The organism is Rhizobium sp. N122 (assembly GCF_002211295.1).
Lineage (GTDB): Bacteria > Pseudomonadota > Alphaproteobacteria > Rhizobiales > Rhizobiaceae > Rhizobium.
This window is the reverse complement of the sequence record NZ_LOKU01000024.1, coordinates 21,868-41,376: the sequence shown is the minus strand read 5'-3', so window position 1 is coordinate 41,376 and position 19,509 is coordinate 21,868. Positions and strand designations below refer to the sequence as shown.

Annotated in this window: 21 protein-coding genes and 1 pseudogene; 3 read left to right on the top strand and 19 right to left on the bottom strand. The window is 60.7% G+C overall.

Annotation, left to right across the window (positions count from 1 at the left end; all coding sequences use genetic code 11):
* Positions 1–282: 282 nt before the first annotated feature.
* Positions 283–729 (top strand): DNA-binding protein, encoded by a 447-nt coding sequence (locus ATY75_RS18905; RefSeq protein ID WP_245317600.1) that lies wholly within the window; start codon positions 283–285, stop codon positions 727–729.
* Positions 719–1,297, top strand: coding sequence for a PIN domain-containing protein (locus ATY75_RS18900; protein WP_008536010.1), 579 nt, complete (start codon positions 719–721; stop codon positions 1,295–1,297). Before ATY75_RS18905 ends, ATY75_RS18900 begins: the two co-directional genes overlap by 11 nt.
* Before the next feature lie 43 nt (positions 1,298–1,340).
* Here ATY75_RS18900 and virB11 read toward each other — a convergent pair whose 3' ends face one another.
* Genes virB11 through ATY75_RS18835 form a run of 13 tightly spaced genes read right to left on the bottom strand, consistent with a single transcriptional unit; the run spans position 1,341 to position 11,468 of the window.
* Complete coding sequence (gene virB11, locus ATY75_RS18895) at positions 1,341–2,369, bottom strand: P-type DNA transfer ATPase VirB11 (RefSeq protein ID WP_037146974.1); 1,029 nt, start codon at positions 2,367–2,369, stop codon at positions 1,341–1,343.
* A gap of 8 nt (positions 2,370–2,377) precedes the next feature.
* Positions 2,378–3,550 (bottom strand): type IV secretion system protein VirB10, encoded by a 1,173-nt coding sequence (virB10, locus tag ATY75_RS18890; RefSeq protein WP_088938752.1) that lies wholly within the window; start codon positions 3,548–3,550, stop codon positions 2,378–2,380.
* A gap of 8 nt (positions 3,551–3,558) precedes the next feature.
* The gene (virB9, locus tag ATY75_RS18885; protein ID WP_088938751.1) at positions 3,559–4,416 is read right to left on the bottom strand and encodes a P-type conjugative transfer protein VirB9; all 858 of its coding nucleotides are present in this window, start codon (positions 4,414–4,416) and stop codon (positions 3,559–3,561) included.
* Positions 4,413–5,084: a virB8 family protein gene (locus tag ATY75_RS18880; RefSeq protein WP_088938750.1), complete on the bottom strand. Its 672-nt coding sequence runs from the start codon at positions 5,082–5,084 to the stop codon at positions 4,413–4,415. Before ATY75_RS18880 ends, virB9 begins: the two co-directional genes overlap by 4 nt.
* 1 nt (position 5,085) lies before the next feature.
* Positions 5,086–5,367 (bottom strand): hypothetical protein, encoded by a 282-nt coding sequence (locus ATY75_RS18875; RefSeq protein ID WP_088938749.1) that lies wholly within the window; start codon positions 5,365–5,367, stop codon positions 5,086–5,088.
* Between the two features lie 39 nt (positions 5,368–5,406).
* On the bottom strand, positions 5,407–6,339 hold the full coding sequence (locus tag ATY75_RS18870; RefSeq protein WP_190241383.1) for a type IV secretion system protein: 933 nt from the start codon (positions 6,337–6,339) through the stop codon (positions 5,407–5,409).
* A gap of 2 nt (positions 6,340–6,341) precedes the next feature.
* Entirely contained in the window at positions 6,342–6,575 is a 234-nt protein-coding gene (locus tag ATY75_RS18865) for an EexN family lipoprotein (RefSeq protein WP_088938748.1), read from the bottom strand.
* Positions 6,572–7,273, bottom strand: a complete 702-nt coding sequence (gene virB5, locus ATY75_RS18860) for a P-type DNA transfer protein VirB5 (RefSeq protein WP_088938747.1) — start codon at positions 7,271–7,273, stop codon at positions 6,572–6,574. The genes ATY75_RS18865 and virB5 overlap by 4 nt, the downstream gene beginning before the upstream one ends.
* Positions 7,270–9,636 carry a VirB4 family type IV secretion system protein gene (locus ATY75_RS18855; RefSeq protein WP_004673411.1) on the bottom strand — a complete coding sequence of 789 codons (2,367 nt, stop codon included), beginning with the start codon at positions 9,634–9,636 and terminating at the stop codon, positions 7,270–7,272. Before ATY75_RS18855 ends, virB5 begins: the two co-directional genes overlap by 4 nt.
* Positions 9,629–9,967, bottom strand: coding sequence for a type IV secretion system protein VirB3 (locus ATY75_RS18850; RefSeq protein ID WP_018247156.1), 339 nt, complete (start codon positions 9,965–9,967; stop codon positions 9,629–9,631). The genes ATY75_RS18855 and ATY75_RS18850 overlap by 8 nt, the downstream gene beginning before the upstream one ends.
* Before the next feature lie 5 nt (positions 9,968–9,972).
* Positions 9,973–10,272: a TrbC/VirB2 family protein gene (locus tag ATY75_RS18845; protein WP_004673407.1), complete on the bottom strand. Its 300-nt coding sequence runs from the start codon at positions 10,270–10,272 to the stop codon at positions 9,973–9,975.
* A gap of 14 nt (positions 10,273–10,286) precedes the next feature.
* Positions 10,287–10,928, bottom strand: coding sequence for a transglycosylase SLT domain-containing protein (locus tag ATY75_RS18840; RefSeq protein ID WP_004673406.1), 642 nt, complete (start codon positions 10,926–10,928; stop codon positions 10,287–10,289).
* 3 nt (positions 10,929–10,931) lie between these two features.
* The gene (locus ATY75_RS18835) at positions 10,932–11,468 is read right to left on the bottom strand and encodes a hypothetical protein (protein ID WP_088938746.1); all 537 of its coding nucleotides are present in this window, start codon (positions 11,466–11,468) and stop codon (positions 10,932–10,934) included.
* 98 nt (positions 11,469–11,566) lie between these two features.
* On the opposite strand from ATY75_RS18835, the gene ATY75_RS18830 reads away from it, so the two are divergent.
* Positions 11,567–11,938, top strand: a complete 372-nt coding sequence (locus ATY75_RS18830; RefSeq protein ID WP_088938745.1) for a MarR family transcriptional regulator — start codon at positions 11,567–11,569, stop codon at positions 11,936–11,938.
* Positions 11,939–12,711: 773 nt separating this feature from the next.
* On the opposite strand, the pseudogene ATY75_RS18820 reads toward ATY75_RS18830, so the two are convergent.
* The 6 genes and pseudogenes from ATY75_RS18820 to ATY75_RS18795 all read right to left on the bottom strand — a co-directional run.
* Positions 12,712–12,924, bottom strand: a pseudogene (locus ATY75_RS18820) (zincin-like metallopeptidase domain-containing protein); the annotation flags it as partial.
* A gap of 32 nt (positions 12,925–12,956) precedes the next feature.
* Entirely contained in the window at positions 12,957–13,508 is a 552-nt protein-coding gene (locus tag ATY75_RS18815) for a hypothetical protein (protein ID WP_077991339.1), read from the bottom strand.
* On the bottom strand, positions 13,501–14,082 hold the full coding sequence (locus tag ATY75_RS18810; protein WP_077991337.1) for a hypothetical protein: 582 nt from the start codon (positions 14,080–14,082) through the stop codon (positions 13,501–13,503). The genes ATY75_RS18815 and ATY75_RS18810 overlap by 8 nt, the downstream gene beginning before the upstream one ends.
* A complete protein-coding gene (locus tag ATY75_RS18805; protein ID WP_088938744.1) occupies positions 14,079–16,229 on the bottom strand; it encodes an integrase in 2,151 nt (716 codons plus the stop codon). The genes ATY75_RS18810 and ATY75_RS18805 overlap by 4 nt, the downstream gene beginning before the upstream one ends.
* Positions 16,226–18,013, bottom strand: coding sequence for a hypothetical protein (locus ATY75_RS18800; protein WP_088938743.1), 1,788 nt, complete (start codon positions 18,011–18,013; stop codon positions 16,226–16,228). Before ATY75_RS18800 ends, ATY75_RS18805 begins: the two co-directional genes overlap by 4 nt.
* Positions 18,010–19,434 (bottom strand): site-specific integrase, encoded by a 1,425-nt coding sequence (locus ATY75_RS18795; RefSeq protein WP_088938742.1) that lies wholly within the window; start codon positions 19,432–19,434, stop codon positions 18,010–18,012. Before ATY75_RS18795 ends, ATY75_RS18800 begins: the two co-directional genes overlap by 4 nt.
* Positions 19,435–19,509: the final 75 nt, after the last annotated feature.

Genomic DNA, 19,509 nt, shown 5'->3' with positions numbered 1-19,509 from the left:
GTTCCCCTCTGGAGGTTATTGACCTTCACACCTTAAAGGGCCCTGGTTTTCCAGCGGCCCTATTTTTCTGCATAGTTGGTGAGGCGGCCCCTTTGCATTGCACGATCACATCGGAAGCGGAGCGCTTGCCGTTGGCGGTAACCCACGCTTCAAGTTGGCGGGTCGAGCTCGTTCGCCGCGCGCTCCTATGGCACCCGGAAATCGGAGATGGAAAGCGGAGGATATTTCAGTTATTGCAGTTATGAGCGACTTGCCCTATATACATGGTCAGAGGTGTTCGCCATGACCAGCCATGTTCTTCAATTTACCAAATTGTCGGATCGCGACCGCAAGGCCGTCGCGCCTATGCCAAATCTGGCGGAGGGCGACCAACTGGAACTACGGATTCGCCGTCAAAGTGGACAACTTCAAACCCTTTCTCTCCCAGCCTCGGCTCTCGCGCCTGTCGAAGCACTCCTCGATCACCTGTTGCGCGGCAAGCGTGTTGCCGTGCTCACGGAAGATCAGGAATTGAGCCCGACCGACGCCTCCACCATCCTCGGCATCTCACGTCCTCTCGTGGTGCTGCGCATGGATCGCGGCGATCTGCCCTTCCGCTATGTCGGCAAGCACCGCCGAGCCAAGTTGAAGGATGTTCTCTCGCTCAAGGCCAAGCTCGATGCTCGCCAGAAAAGCCTCGACGCGCTGGCCGAGGACACAGAGGATCTGATCGTCAATCATGGCCTCTAAGCCGCCTGTCGCGGTCTATGATGCCTGCGTCCTCTACCCTTTCCATTTGCGTAATGTCTTGGTCCAGTGTGCTTTCGACGGTCTCGTCGACGCACGCTGGACCGACGACATCCACGCCGAGTGGATTCGCAATCTGGCCATCGGCTCACCCGAGATACCCTTCCCCCGTCTGGAAGCGACCCGTGATCGGATCAAAAAAGTCTTGCCCGATGCCGATGTCGGCAACCGCCGAATTCTCATCCCCGACCTCTCGCTACCGGATCCGGATGATCGTCATGTTTTAGCTGCAGCCATCGCCGGAAAGGCTTCTGTGATTGTCACGTGGAATCTCAAGGATTTCCCAGCCGCGGACCTTCGGCCTCATGGGGTGACCTGCGTATCGCCAGACAATTTCCTCGTGGGCCTCCATTCCACCTTTTCGAGCGCATTGATCGACAGCATCAGGCACGCCCGGTTGAATTTACGCAAGACGGTGCCGGCGGTTCACGAATTCATTGATGCACTGGACCATCAGGGGCTCCGCGCGTTTTCAGTGGTCCTGCGTGAGAAGGCAGCACAATTGGACTGACGGTCGAGACCGACAGAATTGTTAGAGGCCCGGAAGCAACCCGTTAAGCTCGATCCGACGAAGAGCGGCCGAGGTCAGTCGTGGCGTCTCGATAGTAGATCTCGCTCACCCGAAACCGGCCGTCGATACGCTTGCATTGGATGATGATGTCGACCGCGATCGTCAACATCTCGCGGATGTCGTGCCGTTCGAGGTCCCCACCACCCTCCGACTCCTTGACCAGCAAAGTCAGCTGCTCAAAGGCGAGGCGGGCGGAGTCGGCATGGACGGTGGTGATTGAGCCAGGATGGCCGGAGTTGACATTGCGGATGTAGTAGAATGCCGTGCCGTCTCGGAGCTCCTGAAGTAGGATGCGGTCGGGCCGCATGCGCAAGCAGGATTCCAGCAGATCCTTCGCATCGACTTTAGACAATCCCTGGCCGCCTTTGGAATAGAACAGTCGAACGTGGTTGGGCTGCGGGACCACCAGTTCCGGAGTGTCTTCGATCGAAATAATCCGCTCGCTTTGCGGAATGTGGCGGATCAGCGCTTTCGATAGAGTTGTTTTTCCCGACCCGGTTGCGCCGGAGATGATGATGTTCTTTCTTGCAAACACCGCCTCCCGGAGAAACGCTTTGTAGGCGCCAATGCGATAGTATTCCAACAGCCTTTGGTCCGATCGGCTCCCGTCGCCGTCGACCCGCAAAACATCGGCGAACAATCCCCCATGATCGAGATCCTCAAGGGTCAGCGACACGGAGGACGGCTTGCGGATGGTGATGCTGACGGTTCCCCTCGTCGTTGCCGGCGGGATGACGATCTGGATCCGCTCATCATCCGGCAACGTCGCCGACAGGATCGGTCGCGTCTGGTCGATCGCCTGATTGGAAAAGCTCGCGACCGAGCGGGCGAGACGCATCAACCTGTCGAAAGAGAGTTCGGGCATCTCATAGGTCTGCCATCCCTGTCTCCCCTCCGTGACAACCTGCCCTGGCCGGTTGACGATGACCTCATAGAGGGTCTTGTCACGCAGGAAGCGTGATAGCGGCGAAAGCAGTTCGCGCACGACGCCGGCGTCGGCAGCTTCAGTCATTGCCGAACCTATTTTGTCACGAGCTTCGAGGAGGGGCTGAAATCCCCAAGGACAGCACGGTCGTAGACGCGATTGCGGGGCTCGGTCACGCGAAGCCGATAAACGCTCGAGAAGTCGAGGTCGCGTGCGACGAAGATCGAAACCAGCTCGCCCTGATGTTTCATGAGCGTCGGCGGAATGTTGATCGATTGCTCGACGGCGATCGCCGCCGCCTGCTGACCGGCGCTGGTGGTGTTTTGCGCGTCGACATCGCTGTCCTGCAGCCGGCTGCTGGCATAAGAGCTGGCATCACCGACGATCGACAGGAGCATTGCGCTGCCGAACCGCTCCCACCAATGGGTGTCCACATAACCATCGATGCCGGCCCGGCCAAGCGCATCGGTTGCCGGCGATGCCAGCGTGATGATCACGCCTTTCGGCGTCTTCGCCCGGTTCCAGAGAACGAACAGGCGCTTTTGCCCGCGGCGAATGCCGCCGCGATATTCGCCGACGACCTGCGTGCCTTTTTCCATCAGCACCACGCGGCCGTTATCTGAAAGAACGTCCCGGTTGATGACGCAGCTCGTGAACCCCGGCTGATCGGAGGAGAGCGCGGTCTCGAGAACGCAAGGAATGGATGTCCCCATTGCGACGATGAAATCGCGATTGCCCAACGTCCCTGCACGCGATCCCTGCAATTGCGTCGGCGTCAGCAAGCGGTTGAAGCGCTGATCTTCGTTTTCGCCCTGCGAGCCGAGGTCTGCTTGATTGTTGCCGAGCGGCACGTAATTCGAGGCCTGATCCGACGCCTCGCCCTGATCCTGCCGCCGCGTCGCCGGCGATTTCTCGCCACCATAGGCGATGACCGGCGCACGGCGGGCAGCGTCGAGCAGCTTGTCATCGTCGGTCGGCGCCTGCTCGGCGGCGACAGGCGTCGGGAGCTGAACCTGCGGCGGTGTCGCCACCGGCTGTGGCTCCTTCGCCGGTTCGAAATCCGATGTCTGCCGGATGACAACGCGCTCCGGCTGGGCACCGTCTGACGGCTTGTCCTGCCCTCGCATCGACCAGAGAGCGAAGGCGACAAAGGCGACGATCGCCAAGGCGACAGCGCCGCGTTTGAGGATCGGGTTATTGTCGAGCCGGCCACCGGCCGACGTCTCGGCGCGCTCGCCCGGAATCTGGGTAATCTCTTCCTCGGCCATGTCACCTCCTATTGCGCCGCGCCGGGCGGCACTTTGACGACGCGTTCGACCGATGGTGACGTCGTGTTGGTCTCGGGATTGGTGCCGACGCGATCGTAGGCTTCGTTGAAGACGCAAAGCACGTCGCCGCCACGGCGCAGTATGAACTTGCGGCTGATCGCGTGAACGAGGACGAGATTGCCGTCGACCGACTTCGGAACCAGGCTTTCGCTGCCGTCGGAATTTTCCATATAGATCGCCGGCATTTCCTGGTTGCCGGCAAAGGCGAAGGTGGTGACCTTGCCGTTGTCATAGACCGCTTGCGGTTCGAGCGCCTGGGACCCTTGCGCCGAATAACGCCAGTTGCGCGGTCCATAAGCTTCGTGAAGGGCAAGCACGCGATCGGCCTCGCCGGCCTGTGCCGCCTGCGCGCGCGCAGCTGCTTCCTGGCGGCGCCGCTCCGCCTCATCAGCGGGATAGCGGTATTTCACATAGAAATAGGTGTTCTGACCGGCTTCGACGCTGCCGTCGCGGACGGTGAGTTCCATCTGATAGCTGCGGGTCGAGCCGTCCCGCCGTGTCGCCACGACCGAGATATTCGTCACCGGCTGATTTTCCCTGGGCTTCAGGAACAGGATGTTGCCGGCCGGCGCCACTTCCCAAGCAACGTTGTTGCCAAGCGCCACATGAGCAATTTCCTCGTCGGCGGCGAATTCGATTTGCACCGAAGACCGCAGTGTGCCGACGACTTTGGTGATGTTATAGGGCTGGTAGTCGACGAAACGGATGCGGCTGTCCTGCGCGGCGCCGCGCGGCGTCTCGAGGGCGAGCGCTGCAGACGAAAACCCGGTGGCCAGGATGAGCGGAAGGAGAAAGTGCGGTCTCAATTGATGGCCTCCGGATCGGCGCGATATTCGCTGACGACGAAGCCGAGCGGATTGGTCAGCCGGTCGGTCGAGGACATCGGAGCGCTGGCATAGGAGAAGGTCAGGGTCGCAACCCAGTGCGTGGTGCGCACCTCGTCACCGCGGGTCACGGTCCTCATATAGCGGACGGATGCCACATTGGCGTTGATCAGCGAGATGGAAACAATGTTGATCCGCGACGTGGCGCTGCGGCCATAAATGTTCTGCGGGGAATCGGGATTGCTGCCGCGGTAGACTGTGGCAAATCGAGTCTGTTCCGGCTGCGTCGATAGCAACGCGACGGTGCGGAAATTCTCCTCGCCCTCGCTCCAGACGTAGCCCTCGCGGGCGCGGACATATTTGGCCGCGAAATATTTGGTGACGGCCTCGTCGTAGGTGCCGGCGGTGGATGTCAGCGCCGAGACCACATCGACGATACCGGTGGAATTATCGACCCGCACGACGAAGGGCTCGACGGTTTTCAAAGGCGTGAGGCCGGCAACGGCAAAGACGGAAACGGCAGCAAGCGTACCGGCGCAAGCAGCGATGAACCAAGCGATGCGGGCGGAGCGCTCGACCTGGATCACCCGGTCCTGATCGAATCGGCGGGCCTTGTCGAAGTAACTTTTGAGGTTATCCGTGGTCACCATGTCACTCGCCCTCGCATGGACGGTAGGAGCTCGCGACATCGAAATGCGCGAAAGCGGCCGGTGTGCCTGAGGATGGTTCCGGCACATAGGCGGCGGCGTGACTGGTCGGCTCAGCGGGAACGGCCCGGGTCGCCGGCTGCTCGCCTCCACTGTCCTGCCATTGCCACATGGCGCGGTTCAGCGGCCGGCGGGAATAACCATCACATTTCGGTAGCGGGTGGGAAATCGAACCGCAGCCTACGAGACCGGCGGTCAGCAAAAACGACAAAACGATACGAAGCATCGAAAAAACCTGTTCAATTGTCTGAAGCGTTGGTGACCGTCATTCGGTCCGGCCTGGCGTCAGGCGGCGGCCGACGGAACGCGCGCCGCGGCCGACCGCTCTGACTGTGTGGGATGTCGCCCAGGCGAGCGTGCTTTCGTGCGCATCGCGGGCGGCGCCGTAGCCGTAGGTGAGCGACGCCCCGCCCGCCGCAAGAGCCGAAGCAATGCCGGGCAGTTGGTAGAAGACGTAGAGTGCGGCGACGCAAATGGCGCAGAGCGCGATCGGCCGCATCAGCACGTCGCTATAACCTTCGATCGCCGTAAACGTCGTATCGATGCAGGTGATCAGCAGCGAGCCGATGGCAACGACCAGGACCTGAAGGATGACGAAATTGACGAGCTGGCCGATCCAGGATTCGGTGAACCGGCGGGTCGACTGGAACATGGCGAGCGCGATGAAGATCGGACCTATTGCCAGCACGATGGCAAGCGCCAGCCGGGCATAGAGCGAAACTATATAACCGATCGCCGCGACAAGAAAGCTTCCGCCGATAACCAGTAGGCCGCCCACGCCGGTGACGATATCGATAGGCCAGGAGCCCCGCGACCATATCTCTTTGGCGCATTTCTGGCCCTTATCGAGCAGGCTGTCGAAGGTCGACGCGCTCGGCGCCGTGCCCGAATTCAGCGCCTGCGAGATTTCGCGCGGCAGCGCATCGAAGAAGATATTGGTGACGTAGGTCTGATAGTCGCCGGCGTTCCTCACCAGCATGACGATGATGGCGAGCTTCATCGCCCGGAAGGCGAATTCGAGGATCGGCTCCTGCACGGAGCCGCGCAGGACGAGATAGCCGTAGAGCACGACATAGAGGGTGAGTGCCGCCGTCAGCGGGCCGCTGACCCAGTTGGCGATATTCGAGGTGCCGGAGGAAATGAAGTTTTCCAGCGGTGTCTTGAACTGTCCGTCGACGAAGCTGAAGACCTGATACATCGTCAGCCTCCCAACGATTTGCCCATCCGCTCCAGCCGCAGATTGCCGTCGGCTGCCTCGGCGTTGCGGCAATTGGGCGTATCGCGGAGTTCTCCGGGATTGTTACGGCATTCGCCGATAATCCTAGCGAGCAGACCATCGTCCGCCATGAGCTCATCGACGGTGTAAATGTTATCCGCCTGTGGGGAGCAGGCCGCCAGTAAAAGCATGGCCGCGCTAGAAAGAAGCCACTTCATTTCAGCGCCGCTCCCATCGTGTCCATTCGCTTGCGCCAGTCCTCAGCCTTGCGTTGGTCATCGACCTGCACCTGAGCCTGCTGGACCATCTGCAGGCCCTGCATGCGCAGGACGTCGGCTTGCAAGAAGGCGGTCTCGGCCTGGAGGCGGGCCTGCAGATCGGCGATGTCCTTGGCGTCGGCAGCACCGGAGATTTTCTGGCGAAGCTCATCGATGCCGCCGATGCGCTTGGTCGCCGCATCGTAGATCTGCCGGCCGAGGCTCATCTGCCCGGCGTTCTGGTTCTGGATGCGCGACAGTTCCTGCGCATAGAAATCGTCGGCATCGGTGCGGTAGGTGGAATTGTCTTGAAGGAATTTGGAAGCGGAACTACCGAAGACGCCGCTGCCGGAACCTTTGAACAGCCCCTCGATCGCGTTGAAGTCCTGCGGAAGCGCCTTGCGGATCGACGGATCGTTCAGCAGGTTGGCGACGTCGGCCATGTTGGTGATCTTGTTCAGCGAGCCGTAGAGCTGCTGGGCTTGTTGGAGCTGCTGGTTCAAGGCGTCGAGCTGGGACTTCAGCTGCGCGATGCTCTCGATTTGCTTGGCGATCGATGTCTGATCGATGACGGGGATGCCCTGCGCCGATGCTAGCATCGCCGACGCCAAAAGAGCGGCCGATACAAACAATGGCCGCATCGTTCCTGTTCGGATCATGCTGTCTTCCTCCTCTGATGAAACACGGCAAGCCAGTCCTCCCGTCCCTCGCCGATCTCCAAACGGATAGCATCGGCAAGCTCGACATTGGCGGTCCGGCCGGAGAGGATGGCAAGTTCGTCGTCGAAGCCGTTGAGGTTCAGCTCGGCGACAACGCTGTTGTGCCCCTGCTTGACGATGAACCGGCGGCTCTCGACGGAGAGTTCGCGCGAGACGAGCTCGAATTCGCGCTCCGTCAGCTTGAAGCCGTCGACATAGTCGGCGCGGTCGCCGCGCGGGTTCGGAAGAAAGATCTGTGTCGGGCACTGCTCGATGATCGTGTGGGCGATCGGCGAGACGATGGCATCGCGCGGGCTCTGGGTCGCAAACAGCATGAGACCGTTCTGCTTGCGGATCGTCTTGAGTTTGTTCTGGGCGAGATCACGAAAGCCTTCGTCCTGCAGCGCCTTCCAGAACTCGTCGATGACAATGATGATGCGACGCCCGTCGATCAGCTGCTCGATCCGATAGAACAGGTAGGCCATCAACGGCGTGCGGATCTCCTCATTGTCGAGGAAATCGGTCATGTCGTAGCCGATGAACCTGGCGCCGATGCCGATATCGTCAGCCTCGTTGTCGAATACCCAGCCGAGCGGGCCGCCCTTTTCCCATCGTCGGAGACGTGCGGCAATGCCCTCGGGATCGGTGTTGTTGAGGAAGGTGCGCAGGGCGCCGATGGAGCGACGCTCCACCGGCAGGTCCGCCACCCCGTCGACCGCCGAGGTGATGTCGCGCAACTCGGTGATCGACAATTCGCCAGATCCGGATCGGACCAGCTTGGCGATCCAACCGGTGAGGAATACTTTGTTTTCCGCAGTGAATTCCAGTGCTTTCACCGGCGCGCAGCCGGTGGCGACACCATTCTTCAGCGGCAGATAGGTGCCGCCGGCCGCCCGCACGAAGAGATCGGCGCCACGGTCCTTGTCGAAGAAGACCATATGCGGGTCATGCTTTTCGAGCTGGGACAGCATGAAATTCAAGAGCACCGTCTTGCCGGCGCCCGACGGACCGCAGACGAAACTGTTGCCGAGATCGCCGTGATGAAAGTTGAAATAGAAGGGCGAGCCGGACGCGGTCTTGAGCATGGCGACCGCCGGTCCCCACTCGTTGCCGTCCTTCTTGCCCGCCGGATAGGAATGATAGGGAGCAAGGGCTGCGAAGTTGCGCGACGTGATCGCTCCCGAGCGCGCCCGGTAGCGGAAATTGCCCGGCACTTGCGCCCACCAGGCAGCCTCGAGCCCAAGATCCTCGCGGGCGACGACCGCGCCGCCGCTGGTGAGATAGGCCCGCGCTTTCGCCATGTGATCAGTCAGTTCCTTGACCGAGGGCGCGAAGACGGCAAGCGCAAGATGATGTTCCCCGAGAACGAAGCGATTGGATTCGAGATCGTCCATCGCCTCGCCGAGTTCCTCGATCTGTGAGGCCGCCTTGTCGCCGGCGCTGACCATCTGGTTCTGCTTGCGGCCCATGATCGTGCGGGCATCGGCCTTTGAGGTGAAAGCGAAGGACTGCGTCAGGATAAGCTCGAAAGGTGCGGTCAAGATAGCGTCGAGCATGCCGCTGCGCGTCGTCGCCGGATATTCCTTGAAGCCGAACATGCCGGCATAGCGGCTGTCGGCCTCGTGACGGATCTCGACGGTCTCGCGCCCGAAAATGACCCGGTCGGAATAGATTGCCGAGGAAATTCGTCCCTCCGTCAATGGGATCGGCTCCCGCCGGCCGCCGACGATCTGGTGGAGCACTTCGCTCGGCTCGGAGAACAGGATCCCGTCCTGTTCGTGGAGGGTGAGCAGCCGCGGCTCGAAGCGCTTCAGGCCGGCGACGACATCCGCCACGCGGTCACGCAGATGCTTCAGGGCCTGCCCGTCGAGCTCGGTATCGGATCGGCGGGCCTTGCGCAGCCGGGAGAGAAGCTTGGCCGCCTTTTCGGCAGGATCCCGGCCGGGATGCCAGACAAGGGTGAGGTAAAGATCGTTGCGAAACAGATCTTCCCTCACCATGCGCTCGCGGTATCGCGCGTTCAGACCGTCGGAGAAGGGATTGGCGAAGCGTCCCTCGGGATAAGCATTGTCGCGGCGGCGCACCAGATGCGTCCAGAGCGCCAGCCGCTCGTCAGCGATATTGCGATAGAGCGTGTTCAGGCTGCGGTGCAGGTCGTTGAGGTCCCTGACGTCCGAAGTTTCGAAGGAAACGCCGTCGAGAGCGATCATCGTCATCAACGCTCGGGATTCGAGCGCAATGGTCGTCTCGTCGACATGCCTGACATAGGGGATGAAGGTTTCCGGCCCGAGCTCGCGCGACCGGAGCGTTGCAATGTTAGACAAAGCTGAGATCCCTTTCGTCATAACGTCGGGTGAGCGTCAGAGGCGAGAGCGTGGCGCCGCCCCAATAGGCGGCATTGCGGGAGCGGCCACGGGTTTCGATCCACGCAATCAGGATCCGAAACATGTTGTGGTCGTGCTTGACGAGCGCCCGGAACACGACGTGGAAGACGACGCCGATCAGCGCATAGGCGATCGACCCCGCTGTGATGTAGAGAATGGTCGTCAGCATGATGTTGACGCCCATCGCCTCCATCGTCACGCCTGCGATCGTCGCCGGGCGGGTGCAGGCGAGGAACAGGATGTCTTCTTCGAGGCTGGGAGCGTTTGCCATGCCCGTCAGCCTCCGACGATGGTGTTGACCAGCTCGGTGGCGCCAAAAATGCCGCCGATCCCGATAATCCAGAAGCCGGCCCGCCTCAAATCCATGTAGCCAAACATCCAGGCAATGCAGATGATGATGACGGCGATGACCGCCAGCAGACGGGCGATATTGCCGGTCAGCATGTCGACGATGTTCTGCAGCACGGTTTCGATGCCGGCGGCCTGGGCGAAGGCCGGCTCGACCAGGCAGATGACAATGGCGGCCGCCATCAGCGTGGATGCGGCAAAGGGGCGAAGGCTGGCTTTGGAGATCATTCACTTTGCTCCGATCAATCATTCTGGAAAACGAGAACCGTGGATCGCCGCCCTGAGCTGAAAACATCCCAGGATGCGGCCTCAGCGGTTTGGGAGGATTGTTTCGCAAGCGCCGGCGGCGCCTCATCTTGCGTCGGCACGCCAGACCCGGCCTGGTCACCTCGTTCGCCGATGGTGAGCGAGGCAAGCGTCGGCGATAACTGCTTTACTTCCTGGCGTACCTGCTCGTCATATTTGACCATGGCGCCGAGGGATCGATCATCGCGGCCATAATAGGACTGGAGCATCACCCTTTCGGCCTGAGCCGGATCCCCCGCGCGTAATGCGGCGCGGTAGTATCCGTCGAGAAGCGTAGCCGTGGCCTTGAGGTTCATGCAGGGATCGAAGGCGTCGGCGACGGATAGCTTCAATTTTTGAAGCGCCTCTATCGCGATACCGCCGAGCCCGATCTGAATATCCTGGTGATCGGCAATCAGAGACGTCGTGACCTCGATCGCCTCCGCCTTCGATGCGGGTTGAGCAGCGAGTGGTGGGCCGCTGTTGATGCGGATGGCGAAGGGCTGAAACCGGCTCTCAAGGCTGACAATGCCGGCCAGCGTCTCCACCTGAACCATCGGCGCGCAGGTTTGCGCGATTTCGACGAATGCAGCACCCATCGGTCAATACCAAACGCGCTGTTTACCGGCGCCGTCGATGGTGACATCGACATAGTGCGGCTGCGATCGCACATTCGGGCGCGTTGTCGGATAGCCGATGCACTGGCGGTGCCCGTCCACGCGCTGCCAATGTGGCGACAGGACCGAATTGTCGCGGGAAGTATAGTCGTTCCCATCCCAGCAGAGGCTGTTGCTCACCGGCTGCGGCGATGTCGATACGCAGGTTGCTTGCCGACCGCCGCGACCGCTATCAGTCGTGAGCTTGTACCCCGCATCGCAATAATAGGGTTCATAGCCAGGCCGCGAACTCTGAAAACCGACGCCGCTACAGGTCGGGAATGAGTGCCCCTCGGCAAGCTCCCGCCACAGCTTCTGGATCGGCGGCCGGCATTCTGCATATTGCGTCGGCGCGCCGGGATTGGAAAGGCATAGAATAACCTGGCATCCCCAATCCTCGGCCCGCGCTTTACTGCCGAAAATAAGATAGGGTGGCGCAACGAAGCAGACCGTAAGCAGTGAATTCAGGAGAAGGCTTTTCATGAACAGGATCCTTCGAGACGATGGCGCCCTATTGCGTTTCGGGAGACCCAATCCGCCTGCCCGCATTTATACTGTCGTATATAACATAGTTAAATGACATGACAAGCGCGATTAAAACGCAATTGCACAACCTTGCCTTCTCGGGACTTATTCTCCATGAGATCCTCGACCATCCGCTGGAGGACGAGACTCCGCAGGCGAGACTGAAGCAGATCGGCATGATGACGATCCTCTATACGATGACCCAGGCCCATCAGAAGCTAACACTCTCTAATATCATTGAGATTACCGAGCTAACACGCAGCGGTGTGAAGGAGACGGTCGACCTTTTGGTAAAGCGGGGAATGCTGGTGGAGACGATGGGGAAGAACGCCATGGGCCGGGGGACGGCGCGGCAATTCGAGATCTCTCAGCACCTCCTGAGCAAGCTGAGCTCTTTCCGCGCCAGCCAGGAGGCGGGGTTAAACTGACTGATTTTCGGCCTTTAGTGAGGCGAGATACCGAATCATCCGCCAGCCCGATCGCATGGCTGCCGGTAGTCATCAGGGACGATCAGGCAACCCGTCCGCAGGCGGGTTGCAATCAAACAATGAAGAGTATCGGAGAAATTAGCATAGCGGCGCCGTGAGGCGGATTTCGGGAATTCTCGCCCCGCTAAGGGCGGAACAAGGGCAGCCGCAGGAGCCTCAGCATAGCGGCCGTCAAGGGAGGCGGGACCGACTGCCCCCGCCCGTGCGTTCCCTATCTCCGTCGCCGCTCAGCATATGGAGCGCGTTGCGCACCGGCGAACTCGGCTGGAACATGACCTACCGGTGAGGGCGCCAAAGCAATATTTTTTGCTAGTTCCAAATAAATCATCCGACGACCCGCTGTCATCAACGCTTCTCTCGATGCTACGCACGACGACTCCTTCGCGCGGGACATCGTTCTCGTTCGCCCTCGGCGGACGATGGCTTCCGCCATCGCGATGCTAAGGGAGGATCTGCCGGAGGAGGTTGCAAGCCTGGACAGTAGCGTGATTTTCAGCATCGACGGTCGAGGGGATGCGCTGGTTCTCACCACGGGGCCGCATGACGACGCCGTCGGAATACTTCGCGCGTCACTTCAATATGCCGGTGAATACGCCCCACTAGCTGCGCGAGGTCAATGCGTGACGATTTTAGACGCCGGTTCGCGGGATAGGAGCTTGCGGCCGTCGGGTCGCGGCAGTGGGCGGCGTCCGGGTGGCTGATAAGGAGGCGGCTCAAGCCGCCTCCTCCTTGTTGAGATCCGGCTGCAGGTCATGCAGGTAGTCGACGGCCCGTTGCGCATGAGCTGCCGCTGAAAAGATGGCGCGCTTGTCGTTGCCGAGAACCTTGAGCCAGCTGTCGAGATAGCTTGCGTGGTCGGGGCGCGGTTCGAGCTCTGGAACGACACCAAGATCGGCGCAGAGAAAGCAGCTACCAAGTTCGGCAATATATCCTGACAGTCAACCGAAAAATACGATGTTCAGGACGTGGCGCAGTACCGGCGAAAAGGGGTGTCAATGAAATCTGGAGCCTTGGCGACATATTCGAGCGTCGCGCGGCGCCCATCTTCTGAAATCGATCGAATGTGCTCCGCAGCAGCGGATATTGAAAACGGCTTGCCGGTCTTCTGCGTGAAATTGCTCTGCAAATTGGTCCAGACGACGGCATCGAACGCTCTCGTGACCGCCCAAGCGTTAATTATGGAGCCCGACCCATCATCTCGCGATCGTGTGCGGCCATCCCGATGGATATAACCAATATTGGCAAGGCTTGTGCCTTCTCGGATGCGGAGATCCTCCACAGCCTCCGACAGGTCACTTCTCAAGCTTTGACAATAGGCAACCTGGTTATCGGAGCCATTCATCGGATCCAGCACAAGCGTCAATGCTCCGAGGCGAGACGACGAAATACGTGAGAACTCGATCTTCAAGACCGGCCCGTCGAATTGCCACGGCCCATGCCAATTATCGAAATCTGGGCGCCCGTCCCATAGCAAAGAGCCCCATCCGAGGATTGCAATTCGTTCACTCATGGCGGCCTCTTGGCGATGTGTTCGGTGGCCAGCATGCAGCAACTAGGAAGAAGCCCGCTAGGAGCAGCACGACAAGACCGCTGACCCCTGCTATCGGTTTGGCACATCCGCCGGGCTGAACGATTGATAGCAGACCCAGCCAAATGCTAAGTAATCCCGCCCAGATTCCTATAGCACCGAGACGAACCCCTAACCTCACGACGATATCTGGATGATGTGACGCAGCACGCATCTGGTACCAGGGTTTCCAGCACCCGAGCGGGCATAAATTGAGTGTTACCTTGCCAGTTTCGTTATCCTTGTCGGTAGTGCCAAAGCCTCCCAAGGCATCTCGATACCACCCAGACATCACGATGGTGTTTTGCTTCAGCTCGTTGATCTCTATACGGCCAGCACCCTCGGCATTGTAGCGATCCAAGAAGTTCTTATCGAACTTTCTGGTCTGACAAACGACGCTCCGATCATTTGTCTGATGGATTATTTTTATCAAACTTCGGGACGGGAAATCTTCGACCCAGACCCACCCCTCATTCGCCTCGTCGTGTAATGACGCACGGATAATATAATCTGTCATTGCCCCCCTCCCTCCAGAACTGCCTGTATGCGCCCAAGCTCACTTCTTAGTACTTCCCGTTGCAATTTTGACAGCCTTTTCTCTTTCAACAAGCTTCGAGTATCGTCAGCCATACGTTTCCATGCTGGCAGGTGCCGAGCGGTGATGCAGGCGTTTGGACAGCGCGTTGGCTGGCAAAGTGCTGTTAGCGGCGATTTGTTGTCGTTGTTGGTGGCCTGCTTCAGGCACATGGCCATGCCGGGATCGAAGAAGCAATCGGCCAGCACGCCGACATGAAGGGTCCGCGCGAGGCTCGCGAGCATGGTGCGCAGTCGGGCGCGATCAGCGATCATGGCCGGAAGCGGCCCGAGATCATCCGATACGCTGTCGAGCGTCTTCGCGATCCGCACCGCCGCAGGCCCCGACAGCCTGGCTCCGGCCTGCCGCTCGTCGAAATAGATCAACAGGTCGTCGAGCTGGCCGAGGCTACGCTGGTTCTCGACTTCCGCCCTGAAACCGGAACGGCTGGAGCCGGCATATCCTTCGAAAGCGGCGACGGAGGCATGCTTGTACTGGATCATTCCGGCGATGGTGCCGAAGGGACGATTGGCGATGTGCCATGCGATCGTTCGTCTGAACTGCCGCGTCGTAATACGCCAGGGTTGTCCACCTGGTCCGCTCGGGACCGCTGGCTCGTCGGGTGTTCCGAACAGGTCGTTGAGGTGATCTCGGAATCGGTTGAGCTGGCGGACGATCTCAGCCGAGAGGTGGTCCTTGCAAACAGGCCTTGCGATCAGAACGGGCCAGAGCGTCATCAGGCCGCGGGCGGAAGCGACCCGAAAAGACAAGCGTTCCAGAACCTCGACAGCTCTGGCAACGGGCTCGATGGTGACCCACCCGGCAGGTTCACCCTGGGCAGACTTGCCCTTATAGGCGACGGATTGCACGCGATGGCGCATGATCACGCCGTCGTCGCTGCGCGTCAGAGAAACGCATCCACGCTGCATCGCCTGGACTTCGCAATCTCGCATGCCGGTCAGATAAGCACAGAGAATATAGGCCGCTGATTGCAGCATGCGCTCTTCCGCCGCCAGGGTCTTGGCATCGAAGCGAGACCGCCAGGGCTTGCCGGTCTCTGGAAGAATGGAGATGGGTGTATCCATGCCGCCAGTCTCGACACCGAGCTCGAGCACCGCAGCTCTGATCTGGCGTGGAGCGCCGTTCGTGAGTTGAATGTGCATCTTCGGCTCGGCCAGCGTGTCGATACCGATGTGCAGGTGAAGCAGGTGGGCGTTGACGGGTGGCGACAGCTCTCCTGTCTCGGGATGCCGGAGAAACATGCCGTTATGGGCAGTGCCCCAGACCGGCACCCCGCGACCTTCACTGCGCAGCCGCCCGAAATAATCCTCAAGCCGCTTACGCTGCTGGCGCCGCCGGTCTTTACGTTCGAGAACGCTGTCCTGCTCGATGAGTGAGGTGCAGTGAGCTTCGAGGTGGTCCATCTCCTCGCGGGCTGCGAAGATATCGGCGGCGAACTCGGTGACATACCGGATCGACCAAGCCAGCAACGGTGAGATGATTGTCTCGGGAATGCGCGGCGTTCGGTTCTCGCAGATGTGACGATAGCCCGCGACACGCGCAGGTGATCTTCCGGGCCAAGGTTGAAACCGCAGTCCTCCGGAGGGCAGATGGTCGCGATAGAGGAAGAGATCGGCAGGTACTTCCAGTAATTGCGCGACAATGACGGGCCGACGGGCCCGATCGGCACTGAGATGGCGGGCATATCGGTCCAGGAGTGGCTGATCGACCAGGTGAAGATCGACAGCACCGAGTTCATCACGCACGAAATCGAAGAAGCGCCGCGCTCGGTTGAACGCCTGCCGGACACTGCCGGGAGGAAGTATCTTGCGGTGACCCGGCAGATCGACGTTCAGCCGGGCATAGAGGAGTTCGCGCAACGCCTCGCGGACGCTCGTATCCCCGACAGACCCGAGATGCACGGTGACATGACAGCGACGGGCGCTCTCCCGAAACACGGCCGGGCCGAGATCCCAGCTCGGATCACTGTAGCGCGACAGAGCGTCCCGATCGAAACCAGGCTTCAACGGAGCGGTCGCGAGAACCGGGCGCAGATCGTATTGCCGGGCTGCTGACGATAGTCCCCTCATTGGCGGGCCTCCGGAGGGAGATAGAGGGGATGCACTTCTGCCTCGCGACGGGCTGCGGCAACCACACTGTCGGGGAATGCCGGCAGAACCTGCCCGGCAATGCGAGCATGGGCACGCCCAAACTTCATGGCGCAATCCGCCGCGGAGAGACCCGCCCGCTGCTCTTCGATAAACCGCAGGAACGCGACGATAGCCGGCAGCTTGCGCGCGGTGATGACAGCGTTACGGCATTCGAGACAGCCCCAGAACGGTTGCGGGCAGGGCTCGCCTGAGTCTCCGAACGGGCTGCGGTCAAACCCGGAGCATGCCGCCAGCCAAACGTCCTGCTCGCCACTGAGGATACCGTCTCGGTTCTCGCGCGCTTCCGGCGTCGCATCGCATTGCCGCCAGGAATCTTCCCGGGCGGGCGCCACAACGATCGGACCTGCAGCGGCCGCGACTTCTGAGAATGCCTCGGCAATGGTGGCTTCGTGCAGCGGTCGCAGCGAGGGGATATCCGCGTAGTGGCGAGCGGCGATCTCCGGCGTATGTCCGACTGCGAAACGGGTCATATGACCCTCGGTCTTCAGATACCAGAGCGCCTTGTGGGTCTTGCGCAGCCTGGAAAGAACGAGACGAAGAGGTTCACCATTGTCATCGACGATCCCATGGCCTGCGGTCCATCGGTCGACGAGCTCATGTGGATGCTCGATACCCGCCCGGAGCTGCGTAGGCCCGGTATAATAATAGAGCCAAAGATTCTCGCTCGGCACGAACTGCCGTGTGAATGCCGTTGCCTCGATCAGCTTGCGGATCAGACCGCCCGGTGTTCCGATCCCACCGTCACGGACGCGGATGTGCTTGTGCTCAGCGCCGCGGGCCCGCCGCTTCACATAGGCGATCTCGATCGTGCCGGGTCCGGAATTCTGAAGGCAGTCGACCGTCAATGCCTTGCAGCACTCGATCTCAAGGCCGGTCTCCAGTGACAGGAAGGTCAGCAGAGGAGGAATATCCATTGCACGCAGATGGAAACCTGCATGTAGATCCTCGGCCAGGGTCGAGACCGGAAGACCACGCCGCAGCCTCATGAAATAGAGGCTTTTGAAGGCGGGGTCTGCGCTGCTGAGCCTGCCGGACGCGACGATCCGGGCATTGGCCTCGTCGGTCACTCTGCGAAGATTGGGATAGTTGTCGTCTTCATCCAGCGGCTTCCCGATCCGCCGGAATATCCTGGCGATATCGCCACGGGCAGCGTCGCGAAGCTGCCTTGCAACGAACGGGCTATAGGCATCACGCGGTCGGGATCGGCCGGCGGATTGTGAGCTAGTGTAGCTGAGGCGACGACGAACACCTTCATCCAGAAGCCTTGGCTGGTCGGCGTCTATCGAGCGCAGGGCGAGGATGGCTTTGGCGAGAACAGTGTGTCGGTGGATCGGGGTCATCCCGACGAATGCGAGGAAATCCTCATACCCATCGATATCATCTGCGCGCAGATCGGCGGGCGTCTTTACCGTGGAATGCTCGCGCAGATATGCGAAAAAGCGGAGATAGGCCTGGAGGTGTTGCTTGATCGTGCTCCGCGCGCCGAGCGGACCACCAAGCTCGGACTGCCGGCGCAGAGCCCCTGCAAACGCGAGGGCGAAGGGTCTCGGATGCTCGCCGACAAGATCAACTTCGACGGACCCGCCATACCGCGCCTCGATGTTGAAGCGCAGACCCAGCACCGGATCGCTGGCGTGTGGAAGAACAACGCCATCGGCTGGCGCAAAACGAACCGCAGTTCCCTTGCGTGGGCGCCCCCTCATAGCGTGGCCTCCGAGGGGAGCAGTCCCAGGAGTTCTTCGACAGCCGCATCGACGGTATCGGAGCGCGTCGCGATGTGGTCCAGGTAAATATATGTTGTCGTCAGGCTGGCATGGCCCAGAAGCCGTTGCACCTGCTGGAGAGGATCGCCAAGAACTTGCCGATATCCCTCCATCAGCCCGGCAGGCAAGGCAGCATCGCGGAGGCGATGCTGAATGAGCATCGCCAGCATGTGAACGGCGAAGGTGTGACGGAGTTGGTGCGGGCTGATGCTGATATCGAAACCGAAGGATCTGCACCGGCTGGAGGCACGGGCGAAAGCGACTTCCCAGGAGTTCGGCTGCACCGGTAAGCCGATCTCCGAAAGCCATAATATCGCCGGTTCGCTCGGCGTGCCGTCGCTGTCGCAGACAATGATCCGACCGCGTTCCTCCGGATCGAGCAGGTCGAGTGCGATATCGCCGCCATCAAGCAACCGCAGCCGGGCAGCATGCCGATCCCGATGAACGAAGATCGGTCGGTCGATCGACCGCCACGCAGAGCGTTGCTGGAACTTCGTGACGGCATGAGCACGTTCGACACCGACATAGGCGCGCACCTGCTGGAGCAGTCGAGCGGGAACGAGGATCTGTCGACCGCGATCACCCTTGGTCTGGGCATCCGCCAAATCCAGCCAGACCTGACGGCCCGGACGCTGATCGCCGAAACCGAGATCGGAGGTGAAGAGGGATGATGCTTCTTCCAGCCGAAGACCTGTCGTCACCAGGAGATCGGCGAACAGCGCATTGCGGATACCGTTGCGATCTCGGGCGCCAGGGCGTACGTGGCCGTCAGGCAAAAGCGTTTTGAGGCCGACGTCCCGAAACCGTCGGTAGTCATCGAGCGTGACGAAACTGACGTCGGTTCGACGCGCGGCGGGCTCATAGGCATCGTTCCGCGCTGCCACCTGCGACCGCCGCCCAGCGTACCCCTGCCTCCAGACCGAGCGATGCGTGAAGGGTGCTTCCGCGATCAGTCCTTCCTGCACACCCCAGCGATATAGCCGGTCGAGGCAGGCGACGGCGCGGTTCCACGAGGCAGCGGAGATGCGTTGTCCAGCGTCGGCGCGGCGCCGGACGCGGTGATAGGCAAGAACATCATGCCGGTCGGCTTGCCATATCGTCTTCGCGCAGGCTTCCGAAAGAAAACGAACCCAGACGAGAACGTCGTAGCCATAGGCACGAAGAGAATGGCGGGAGCGAACGCCGTTGAGAGGGAGGTCGCGGAAAAAGCGGTCCAGATCAGGATCGTATAGCGCCCCATCGCAGAGGATCATCGGGACATAGGCATCAAGCCCCGCCGATGATCTGCGCTCCTGAATGGTGATACTCAAAGCTGCGATTACATTGTCCACAAGTTGCTCAACCTTCCCCCGGACCCCCATCCGGGGAGCCCAGAATCAACGAAGGAGTTCAACTTGCCCGGCACTCTCCAGGCCGGCCTCCGCCAGCTATTTGGG